The 9,823-nt window shown below is 45.9% G+C and carries 10 protein-coding genes; 3 read left to right on the top strand and 7 right to left on the bottom strand.

The genetic code is table 11. The features are described 5' to 3' along the window. Positions 1-1,926: PD-(D/E)XK nuclease family protein (locus tag IQ219_RS02110; RefSeq protein ID WP_368667550.1), on the bottom strand; the 1,926-nt coding region annotated here is incomplete at its 3' end. An 88-nt stretch (positions 1,927-2,014) separates the two neighbouring features. Then, positions 2,015-3,589 carry an SLBB domain-containing protein gene (locus IQ219_RS02105; protein WP_228016645.1) on the bottom strand — a complete coding sequence of 525 codons (1,575 nt, stop codon included), beginning with the start codon at positions 3,587-3,589 and terminating at the stop codon, positions 2,015-2,017. A gap of 142 nt (positions 3,590-3,731) precedes the next feature. Here IQ219_RS02105 and IQ219_RS02100 point away from each other — a divergent pair, with 142 nt between their 5' ends. The 3 genes from IQ219_RS02100 (at position 3,732) to serS (ending at position 6,161) form a co-directional block, all read left to right on the top strand. Then, positions 3,732-3,995, top strand: coding sequence for a TIGR02450 family Trp-rich protein (locus IQ219_RS02100; protein ID WP_190597713.1), 264 nt, complete (start codon positions 3,732-3,734; stop codon positions 3,993-3,995). A 33-nt stretch (positions 3,996-4,028) separates the two neighbouring features. Continuing rightward, the gene (locus IQ219_RS02095; RefSeq protein ID WP_194071549.1) at positions 4,029-4,778 is read left to right on the top strand and encodes a DUF1995 family protein; all 750 of its coding nucleotides are present in this window, start codon (positions 4,029-4,031) and stop codon (positions 4,776-4,778) included. A gap of 90 nt (positions 4,779-4,868) precedes the next feature. After that, a complete protein-coding gene (gene serS / locus IQ219_RS02090; protein WP_194071548.1) occupies positions 4,869-6,161 on the top strand; it encodes a serine--tRNA ligase in 1,293 nt (430 codons plus the stop codon). A 225-nt stretch (positions 6,162-6,386) separates the two neighbouring features. On the opposite strand, the gene IQ219_RS02085 is transcribed toward serS, so the two are convergent. From IQ219_RS02085 to IQ219_RS02065, 5 genes are all read right to left on the bottom strand, one after another. Next, on the bottom strand, positions 6,387-6,638 hold the full coding sequence (locus IQ219_RS02085; protein ID WP_190597716.1) for a phycobilisome linker polypeptide: 252 nt from the start codon (positions 6,636-6,638) through the stop codon (positions 6,387-6,389). 148 nt (positions 6,639-6,786) lie between these two features. Then, complete coding sequence (locus IQ219_RS02080) at positions 6,787-7,662, bottom strand: phycobilisome linker polypeptide (RefSeq protein WP_194071547.1); 876 nt, start codon at positions 7,660-7,662, stop codon at positions 6,787-6,789. Positions 7,663-7,707: 45 nt separating this feature from the next. Continuing rightward, positions 7,708-8,529 (bottom strand): phycobilisome linker polypeptide, encoded by an 822-nt coding sequence (locus tag IQ219_RS02075; protein WP_194071546.1) that lies wholly within the window; start codon positions 8,527-8,529, stop codon positions 7,708-7,710. A 114-nt stretch (positions 8,530-8,643) separates the two neighbouring features. Beyond that, positions 8,644-9,132 carry a phycocyanin subunit alpha gene (gene cpcA, locus IQ219_RS02070; protein WP_194071545.1) on the bottom strand — a complete coding sequence of 163 codons (489 nt, stop codon included), beginning with the start codon at positions 9,130-9,132 and terminating at the stop codon, positions 8,644-8,646. 113 nt (positions 9,133-9,245) lie between these two features. Next, complete coding sequence (locus IQ219_RS02065; protein WP_194014837.1) at positions 9,246-9,764, bottom strand: phycocyanin subunit beta; 519 nt, start codon at positions 9,762-9,764, stop codon at positions 9,246-9,248. Between the last annotated feature and the right edge of the window lie 59 nt (positions 9,765-9,823).

The raw sequence follows: 9,823 nt of genomic DNA, 5'->3' as shown, positions 1-9,823 counted from the left end.
TTCTAACAAGCAAGCTATGCTACTCCAATAGTTACGCTCAAAAATATCTGGCTCTAAAGCCCAAAAGTCATATTTTTCAATAAACGAATAATCAGTTTGTTTATTAAATAAAGAAACTACAATCTGTTCTTGGTTAATGATTTTAATGGAACCTTTAAAAATATGCTGCTTCAAAGGTTCATACTCCCCGTTTATTTTAGGGTAAATAATTACCATATCACCGGCCCGAAATGAATGGGCTATATCAGACTGGGTCAGTGCCAGAGAAAGATAGCTCTTCCGTTTGTCAACTTCCATTACTCTGAGATCATAAAGTAGTTGATAGTTACTTTGCTTGGTATTAAAATCGTCCAACCACAAACTAGCAAATCCTGTGGACGATTGATGCTTATCCTCCAATTCAGACTGTTGAGAATCTGATACTTTACTATTGATTAATTCCCGGAGAGTAAATGCGAGTAGTTGTTGATAATAATTTGTGGTTAATCTACCCGGCTGGTAGCTTTGTTGGAAACGATTTAAACGTCGTTGATTATACTCTGGTAACTCTCCCGCACCATTAGTTTTAAGTTTATCTAAGCTAATAAAATCGCTCTTGGCTAGTTGGTAAATTTTACTAACTATTTCATTTCTGACTTTAATCAATTCACTTTTTTCTTGGGATTCACTGACAATATTTCTACGGGGTTGCTCTGATTTTGAATAAAATATTTCCTTATTTCCTACATGATTACCATAGGTGCTTTCCAGCATCATGTTATAGGCCACCACTTGCATTTTGTGATTTTTCCATTCTCTGCCTGGATAGGGAGCGCCACCACTTTTAAGCTCAATAATATCTTTAGAGCCCTTTGGATTGATAGTTAATAAATCTAATCGTCCTTGCAAACCATAATGCTGTGAAAAAAAAGTTGGCTCAATCCAAATACTAAGATTTTCTTGATGTAATTTCTTGACTAAACTGGCAATATTTGGCAGATGTTCTTGGGTGATGGATGTTTGAATATCGACCATTTCCTTTTCCCCAAGATGGGCACATCTTAAAGCATCTGGTTTCTTATAATCTGCAAAAATTTTAGCAATATCAATCTGTTCATTTCTGACCAGTTCATCTAGATAGTAACCAACAATAGTCCCCTTAAAAGCTGGAGCTCCAGCCAGTTCTCCTACTAATTTATTGAGCCAAAAAATATCGCTACTGGTGTTTCTGTTGCCAAAACATTCGCTGATGGCGCTGGCATCCACCAGAAAGTCGGGTTCAACAACGATTAGAGATTCTGAATTAGCTTGGTATTTATTTTCGGCTACTGGCACTAAATTATGACAAGCAATTAACGTATCTTCCTTTAATAAATCTGTTAAATAAAATAAGTGGGGAGCATTAAACCAATCACACTCTAGGGTAATGCTTGTTTGCAGATTATCTAAGCTAAAGCCATAGAGACGGAAGGCTCGTCGGGATTTACTCTGATGATGCCCAGTGTATAAAAGTTTTAGGTATTTTATCCGGGGCGATCGCCTTGCTTGGGAAAGGGTTGTGAAATATTGATTGTTATATTGATTATTGTCAATAGTAAATTCTAGCAATTCAGAATTTTTGACCGCCGCTAAACACACTCTTTGGAGTAATAAAATTCCCTGTTCAATTGCCACTTGATTGACTTTCTCAGAAAAACCCCTGCGGATAAACCGGCGAAAAGCATCAAGATTACTGACATCCTGTCCATCTAGATTTAGATTACTAAGACAATATCTAAACCTGGCATAAAAATTTTTAAAGACTATATTTTCTGAATCAGTCAATGCTTTGACAAACTGATAAAAAAGTGTCGAAATCGTGAAAAAGTCATCCTGCAAGATTACTCTCGAACGACCAATTACATGTAATCCTTGGCATATTTCTGTAATTCTGTCATTTTCACTCATAGAATAATTTATGGACTTAATGAGTCTCAATCGTCTTCGTAAAACAAAAAATTACAAAAAAATTCACCAAGATACTTACATCGAGTTATCAATTGAGAATATTGATGAGACTGAGAACTCCGCCCCCTAGCAATGCTCCCACTGGACTAAACAGTTCCCTCAATGTATCAGTAGCCTGGGTTAAACCACTGGTGTTGACTAAAACCACATCATTGTTTCTCAAAGTAGGATTTTTGTCAGAACTTATGTTGAGACTAAAATCTGGAGCAATATTGAGTTTGGTAACTGTGCCATCGGGATTTAAACGAATTAAATCAACACTGGCCTTATCAGCTCTAACTGGATCAAAAGAGCCGGCTGCTAGGATTGCTTGGTTTAAAGTGGAATTGGGTTGCAGTTGAATAGCCCCTCCCCGGCGCACTTCTCCCACAACATTGACCGTGATGGAGCGGGGAGAAAAATTGGCAGTGGCGATCGCCTCAAATTCATTTGGCGATAGTTCCTTAGCTTGGGGAACAGTAATGACATCGCCATTTTGGAGAATAACATCCTTGTCTAGGTTACCTTCGTCCAACAGTTCCCAGAGATTAACCACAATTAACTCAAAATTACCGTCCCGATTTTCCCGCCGCACTTCCACGTTACGAATATCAGCTTGGGATTTAATGCCTCCAGCTTCCTGTATTGCTTGGGTCAGGCGTACCGGCTGGGTATTTTCTACGTTGGCACGGCTGCCAGTGCCCGCTCTGTTACTGTTGTCACCACTCACCTCGGTGATACTGGAGGCGCGAATGGCAGGGGAGAGTTTATAGGAACCGGGACGAAAAATTTCCCCAATCACCGCTACGTTGATTTCTTGCTCAAAACGAATACCAAAATTTGCGTCGGCTAACTGTCGGACTTCCCTGGGATCTGTGGCAGTTTTGCTGGGAATAACCACAACATCCCCGTCCCGCAGGGTTACATTCTGACGGGAGTTTCCTTCCCGTAGCAGCTCCCACAGGTTAATGCTGTAGTTTTCTTGGTAGTTACCTTTTTGTCGACGTAGTTGCACTCGACTGATATCTGATACGGGGGTGAGACCACCAGCCTGTTGAATGACCTGGGTGAGGGTGGGAAATTTCTGTCCGCCTTCGATCGCCAAGGCATAGGCTCCAGGGGAATTGACTTCACCAGAAAGGGTAATGTTGAGGGGACGGGGGCTGGTGAGAATGGCCGTGACTAAAGGGCGGCGAATATATTTTGCGTACTGACTAGCCAAAAGTTGATTCAGTTCTGGGATGGTGAGATCGGCCACCCTGACCGTACCAATGAGGGGAAAACCCACTGTGCCATCCACTAAAACTTGATATTCCCCCGATAATCCTTCCACTTGCAGGATGTCTACCCTGAGGCGATCGCCGGGGCCGAGGGTATATTCACTCTCTGGAGGCAGCACTGAAGGAGTATTTTGGAACGTAAATTGCTGTAACTGACCAGGGGCAGGACTACCAATTTGGGCCAATGCTTCCGGGGTCCCCAAACCCGCCCAGGCCGCGGCAATTAATAATGCTGCGCCGCCTAACTTCGAGGGTAAGGATTGACTAGGATTGAGCAGATTCAAGGGAAGCATCGCATTCACCAACGGAGAAAAGTCCAAAGCAGTCAAAAGTAAGTTTTTCATCCCACTACAAGAAACAATTATTGCCTTTTTAGTTTCCATTTGGGGTGGATTAGCCCAATGGTCTGGGCATATCGTAGGTACATATTATATGTTGGGGAAACCACCGTGAAAATTGTCCTCCAGCTTTTCGTTGACTTTCCCCATGGCCCGCAAGCAAAAATTCCCCCATCTCCTCGGTTCCAAATGGACAGCTCAACAAAAAACCTGGGGCTGGCGACACTTCCAAGTGGCCAATCGCCGGCAGGAAGGTCGGTGGGTTTTTGCGGAAATGGTGGCTAGTTGCGATCCCAAAGTCCGCTTTTGGCTTAATGCCCAACAACTTAAAGATGATCTGCTCTGGCGATCGGGCTGGCAACCCCTCCAAGCCATGGAAAAGGATGGGGAAGATCAGATAACGCTAAAATAGCCTGCGAGTCACTAACCATCACCGCCCCTAACCATGTCTCTCCCCGTTCCCTCCACCATTGACGAGGCCATCATCGAGGCGATCGCCGCCACCCAAAGGGCCCTAGATGACGGTTACCGCCGTATCCAGGTGGAATTATCAGTGCCGGAAATTGCCCTCCAAGCCCAGGCCATCGCCTTGGAATTTAGCCAATTGTTTGCCGACCAAGGATTGGGGCTAAGGATCATTTTTCCCGATACTGGGGCGGCCGCCCTAGCTAAACGGGATTGGGGCGAAGTTCCTTTCCAGATCGGGGATTTAGGCAGTCGTTACACCCCCATCGACCGCAAAATTTCTGAATCTGACCAGGTATTTTTGGTGGTGTCCCCCTCTGCGGTGGAAGTTCAGAGCGTGGAAAAACTTTGTGAATTGGCCGGCGATCGCCCGGTGATTTTGCTCATTCCCCAGCTTGAAGATGTTTCCATTGTTGGCATTGGCTATGCGGCCCGACAACTGCGGCAACGGTTTTTGAGCACCTTATTCAGTGCCTACTATTTCCGTCCCCTGGAAGGGGCAGTGGTGTTGCGCTCCCACCCTTCTCCCTGGCAGGTATTGCTGGAAAAGGGAGAAGAGTACGAACTTTTAACAGAATTACCCGAAAAACCAGTAGGGGAAGCTCTGGAGCGTCTACTAATGGAAAGTAACAATCCCCAGGAGCCCGGCTCGGAAAGTACGGCCCCCAGTCCTAAACGGGGGGGCATCATGGCCAATCTGAATCGTTTTCTCAAAGCCCTCAGTCAATAGTCCGGTTAGAAGTCCGCCCCGACGTTTTAAACTGTATGGGGTTGGCCGTTAATGGTTCAAAAAATTCAGAATTTTAAGTAGAGTTGGTTCGTGTTAGACCTTAAGCAAATTCGTGAAAATCCCGCCGCTATCCAGAATCGTCTTAATCAACGGGGAAGCGGCACTGATTATGATCTCCAACCCATTTTGGCGATCGCCGCTGAACAGAAAGCCAAGGAAAGTGAACGAACCCTGCTCCAAAGTCGTAGTAATGAAATTGGCAAATTAATTGGGCAAAAAATTGGCCAAGGAGCCGACCCCAAGGGCACAGAAATTCAAACTTTGCGGGAAGAAGGCAATAATCTCAAAGTTCAATTAGCGGATTTGGAACCGCAGGAAAAAGACCTCAAAGAGCAGTTGCAAAAGCTGTTACTGGAACTACCAAACTTACCTTGTGAAACCACCCCCATAGGGGCTAACGAAACCGATAACGTTGAGGTAAAACGTTGGGGAGATCAGTATCTAAGAGCAGAAAAAGAAGGTATTTTACCCCATTGGGAAATTGGCGAAAGATTAGGCATTATTGACAGTGAGCGGGGAGTCAAGGTAGCCCAGAGTCGTTTTATTTCCCTCATGAAAGCCGGGGCCGCCTTGGAGCGGGCCTTGATTAACTTCATGCTTGAAAGGCACATCGGGGTGGGCTACCAGGAAATTATGCCCCCCATTTTAGTTAACAGCGATTCTCTGCTGGGAACGGGGCAATTGCCCAAGTTTGCCGAAGAAAGTTTTCAATGCCGGGAAGATGACCTCTGGCTCATTCCCACCGCCGAAGTGCCGGTGACCAACCTTTATCGAGATGAAATTTTAGACCTGGAACAACTGCCCATCAAACATTGTGCCTATACCCCTTGTTTTCGGCGGGAAGCTGGGAGCTATGGTCGAGATACTAAGGGGCTTATTCGTCTCCATCAATTCAACAAAGTCGAATTAGTCAAATTAGTTAAACCAGAGGAGTCCGCTGTCGAGCATCAAGCCCTAGTGGCCGACGCAGAAGCCATTCTCCAAGCTTTAGAATTACCCTACCGGGTGGTGGAACTATGCACCGGCGACCTAGGTTTTGGGGCGGCCAAATGCTACGACTTAGAAGTTTGGCTACCATCGGCCAACACCTACCGGGAAATTTCTAGTTGCTCCAATTTCCATGATTTCCAAGCCCGTCGAGCCAACATTCGCTACAGGGAAAAAGGCAAAAAAGGCACCCAATTTGTTCATACCCTCAACGGTTCTGGTTTGGCGATCGGGCGCACCATGGCGGCAATTTTAGAAAATTATTACGAACCCAGCACCGGTCAGGTTAAAGTTCCCGTCGTCCTGCAGGATTTCCTCAAACGGGATTATCTTTGACTCCATCACTGCATTCTAATTATTCTTTGCCAAAATAAAAGCGGTGGACTACCTATTGATAAACCACCGCTGACAAATTTTCATTAATAATGAAATAAATGGACTGACCTGAAGGCTATTTTAGTTTGGAGTTCAATCAGAAAAACAGATTAGTCATTGTTAGTTAGAGCTTTTGACTAAGTAAAATATTTCATACCCAGCCCAAATCGCAATTAACAAAATAACCTAGTTGTCTTCGTTGCTATCGGCTTGATAGGGGCGGATGTTAACAATTGTTCCCCCCAAACGAGAAATGCGGCGCATCTCCTCATTCATACGGGCATAGGGAACTTTAATAAACACACTGCCACTGCGACGAATATCATGGTTGATGTTTTCACTGGCATCGGTCTGGCGGAGTCCACTAATTTCATAGACAAAGACACGGTTAGCCGCTTGGGTATTGGAATAACCCACCAAAGAAGATTGACCTAACATGGCGATTCTAAAAACTCCTAAACACTAAATTTTTAATTTGCTAGTTTGCAAAATCATCTACAAAAATAAAAAAAGAGAAGCGACCCCAAGTTACTCCCCAGAGGGAAAATAAAGTCAAGCCACTTCTCCTCCTGAACTAAACAAAAATCTAGCTCAAGCTAGCTGGGGTAATACTAGCAACCTTACCCCCCAAACGATTAATTTGTTGTAATGTTTGGTTGAGTTGTTCAAAGGGAACAATCACTGCCTTATTGCTACGACGCACTTTGGGATAACCAGGCGCAGAAATGGCCGTAATTTCCACCCGGAACAGTCTGCTTGCTTGACCAAAGGGAACCGTACCGCCCAACGCTTTTGCCGGGGTATTGCCCGCCCGAGAAGGACGGTAGGCCCAACCAGCATTACTGCCACTGGGTCCCACGATCGCCGAAACAGTATTTTGCCCCAACTCCGTCGCTAAGCGGGTAGAGGTGCGCTCTAACTGGGAGCGGTCACTGTTGGCATAACCACGGTAGAGACGGAACATGCGGGTGAAGCCCACAGTGCGATCACCTACCTGATTATTAAAACGATAATAGGGAACAATATTTTCCCCAAAGTTTTCTTGGTATTCGACCGAATCAATGTAAGAATCGATATCCGCATCGAAACCCTGGTTTTCATAGAGATCGAGATGGAAAATCACCTCATCTTCACTGAAAGGAGCACGGCCCAACAGATGTTTGTAGTTGAGTTCGATGACCCGGGTTTGGAAGTTGTTATAAAGGAATTTCTTCTTATAAAGTTCGGACTTGGCCACGGTACGGACAAATTCCCGCACACTGATGGAGCCATTGGTTAAAAGAGACTCGGCACCCTTGAGGCGCTCGGAATCCATGATGTAATCGTTGCCTAAAACCTGACGATACACAGCCCGAATCACCATTTTGGCATCATCAAGGCTAAAGTCAGGGCGTAACTCCACAGGGCGGGAATCATTATAGGGAGCCACCCCCAATCTGGAGGCTGCGGTTGTAATTGCCACTAAATAATCTCCTTTTACTAACTAGGTTGACAAAAAATCCTGATTCTAGGCAAGGGAAATCATTGTGACCGTATCTCCTTGGCGATTAATTTGTTGCAACTTGGCAGACAAATTATCGTAGGAAACTAGATACTCCGCTTTACCACGGCGCACTCGAGTACGACGACCAGGGGCTGCTCCTTGAATCACCTGCAAACGATACATTTGGTTGCGACTGCCCGCCAAAGTTCCCCGCAAACTCTCGGCCGCGGAACCGGAATAAACCGGAGAAGCCGTATTGCGAGCCAACTCCCGCGTCAATCGAGAACGGGAACCATTCCCCTGGGAACGATCACTGGTAGCGTAGCCCCGATACACCTGGAAAGAACGGCTGAAACCAACGGTTTTTTGATTTCGTTGGGTAGAAAAACCGCGGAAATAGGGAACAACCCAATCTCCAAAGCTTTCCGTGTATTCCAGGGAATCAATATAGGAATTGATCTCCGCCTCATAGCCTCCCTGGTGATAGAGATCAGCGTGGAAAGCTATCTCCGACTGATCATAGGGAGCCCGTCCCAATAAATGCTTATAATTAAGCTCGATAAAACGGGTTTGTGGGTTGGAATGGAAAAATTTCTGCCGGTACACTTCCGACAGAGCCACAGCCCGCACAAAATCCCTGACCGAAATTTCCCTGCCCCGGAGCAAAGATTCTGCACTGGTCAGTCGTTCCCGGGACATGAGATGGTCGTTGCCCAAAACTTGACGGTAAACCGCCAGGATAACGGCATTTACCTCTTCTTCTGTACTGCAGGAACGAAGTTCGAGGGGAACAGTTTCATCTACTGCTACAATGCCCAGGCGCTGGGCCGAAACTAAACTAGTCATTTTATTCTCCTAGATAAGTGTCAATAAATACGACAAGACCTGGAAAAGCGGAATATTGTCAACCAGTTGTTAACACTTCCCCACCCTTCCAGGCCAGCTAGAATTGAAAACTGACTAGCTTAGAGCATTGATGGCGTAATCGAGGTAGGAATTGGCTTCGTCACGGGCATCACCACTCAAACCATGATTAGCTTTGATGTACTTCAGAGCTTCAACGTACCAGCTGGGGGAGAGGTCGAAGGTGCGGTTGATTTCATCCAAACCGGCGATCAAGTACTCATCCAAAGGACCGGTACCACCAGCAATCAAGCAGTAGGTAACCATGCGGAGGTAGTAGCCGATGTCCCGGGCACACTTGTCTTTACCCCGTTGATCGGCAGCAAAGTTGTTACCTTGGGTTTGGGTGGTATAAGGGAATTTGTTATAAACAGCTTGGGCAGCGCCGTTAACCAGGTTCTGGGCGTTGTCGCTCAGAGCTTTAGCGGCTTGGAGGCCGGAGTTGGCTTGACGAAGACGACCAAAGGCAACCTGTAATTCGGTACTGCTCAGGAAGCGACCTTGAGAGTCAGCGGTAGCAACAGCTTCGGTTAAAGGGGTTTTCATTGTTCAGGTATCTCCCGTTAAAAGTGTGAAAATTTTCCTAGATATGTCAGCGATGTGCTGGATTTTCTCTGGTAATAAAACCTGAGTAAAGTTGGTTTCTTAAAATAACCAAACTAGGCTACGGCAGCGGCAGCACGGTCAAAGTAACCAGCTACTTCAGCAACGATGGCACTGCAATCACCACGGGTAATGCCGTTGGGATCGTTAACGATTTCCAAAGCAGCTTCTTTCATTTTTTGAACGCCAGCGGCTACGGAAGCACCGGGAACACCCAGAGCAACATAGGTTTCACGAAGACCGTTCAAGCAACGATCTTCTAGAACGGAAGCGTCGCCGGTGAAGGTTGCGTAGGTAACATAGCGGAGGATGATTTCCATGTCACGCAAACAAGCAGCCATCCGACGGTGAGTGTAAGCATTTCCACCGGGTTGGATGAGTTGGGGCTGTTCAGCAAATAAAGCACGAGCAGCGTTGGAAACGATAGCAGAAGCGTTACCGGTCATGCGGTTAACAGCATCAATCCGCTTTAGACCTTCGCCTACGGTGGCGCTTAACGCATCAATCTGAGAACCGGATAGGTACTCGCCGCGAGCATCAGCTTGGGAAACAACCCGAGTGAATACGTCGAACATTGAATTAATCTCCTACTTGACTTTATGAGTTGGGATTTTCTTAAACACAATTCCCCCGG

The organism is Synechocystis sp. LEGE 06083, assembly GCF_015207725.1.
GTDB classification, from domain to species: domain Bacteria; phylum Cyanobacteriota; class Cyanobacteriia; order Cyanobacteriales; family Microcystaceae; genus Synechocystis; species Synechocystis salina.
Note: the sequence above shows the minus strand (reverse complement) of the source record. Positions and strands in the feature narration are given on the sequence as shown.

Bases quoted from the DNA above. Each gene is read 5' to 3' on its own strand.
- IQ219_RS02105 (WP_228016645.1), bottom strand. From the start codon at position 3,589: ATGAAAAACTTACTTTTGACTGCTTTGGACTTTTCTCCGTTGGTGAAT.
- IQ219_RS02100 (WP_190597713.1), top strand. From the start codon at position 3,732: ATGGCCCGCAAGCAAAAATTCCCCCATCTCCTCGGTTCCAAATGGACA.
- IQ219_RS02085 (WP_190597716.1), bottom strand. From the start codon at position 6,638: ATGTTAGGTCAATCTTCTTTGGTGGGTTATTCCAATACCCAAGCGGCT.
- IQ219_RS02065 (WP_194014837.1), bottom strand. From the start codon at position 9,764: ATGTTCGACGTATTCACTCGGGTTGTTTCCCAAGCTGATGCTCGCGGC.
- IQ219_RS02095 (WP_194071549.1), top strand. From the start codon at position 4,029: ATGTCTCTCCCCGTTCCCTCCACCATTGACGAGGCCATCATCGAGGCG.
- IQ219_RS02075 (WP_194071546.1), bottom strand. From the start codon at position 8,529: ATGACTAGTTTAGTTTCGGCCCAGCGCCTGGGCATTGTAGCAGTAGAT.
- cpcA (WP_194071545.1), bottom strand. From the start codon at position 9,132: ATGAAAACCCCTTTAACCGAAGCTGTTGCTACCGCTGACTCTCAAGGT.